Raw genomic sequence first — 698 nt, 5'->3', positions numbered from 1 at the left:
CTGCGACAGCCCCTCGGTGCCGCGCATCGAGCGGAACTTCAGCTGCTCTTCACCCAGCGGGGTGTGGGCCGTAACGATCCTGGTCATCACCACCATCCTTTTCAGTTCGCCTTGACGAAAATCGTTCCCTTTACTGCACGCACGCCATGGGTCTTGGCTTCCTTCGCGAACTGTCGAAACTTCAACCAGCCGACCGTGTACTTGTTCATCGTCTGGATCTCGGTCTTCGCTGCGAGATTGACGAAGATGCCGTTGGCAGACAAGAACCACCTGCTCACCATCAGCTTCATGCCGTAGATGTCGAAGGCCAGGTTGTGCGTCCCGCCCTGCCACACTTCGATGTCGTAGCGCGTCCAACGCCAGTGGCTGTGCTCCTGGATGTGGAGCGTCTGCGTGGGCTTGTTGTGAATCACCACCTTGGCGTTGACGATGTAGTTGACGGTGTTGATCGTGTAGGTGTCGGCGTAGTGAATGATGAATGGGGCAAACACGATCTTGGGACCGGTCACGGTGGTGATGTTCGGCCCGAGCACCACCTTGCTATCGATCGCGTTGATGATCTCGATGCGCCCTGCGCCGATGACCCGTAGATCGGTACCGCTGAGGATCCGCACCACCGTGCCATTCACCGTCAGCATCACGCCGCCATTGACCGTCTCGGTCAGCCCACCGGTGACCATGCGCGTCTCGCCACCCGT

At 59.0% G+C, this 698-nt stretch carries 1 pseudogene; it reads right to left on the bottom strand.

The window, feature by feature from the left end:
* Nucleotides 1-101: 101 nt before the first annotated feature.
* A pseudogene (locus AC3A6R_RS27105) lies at nt 102-698 on the bottom strand (type VI secretion system tip protein VgrG); the annotation flags it as partial.

It is taken from the genome of Variovorax sp. Soil_C_19, from assembly GCF_057657255.1.
This window is presented reverse-complemented; position numbering and strand designations above follow the sequence as displayed.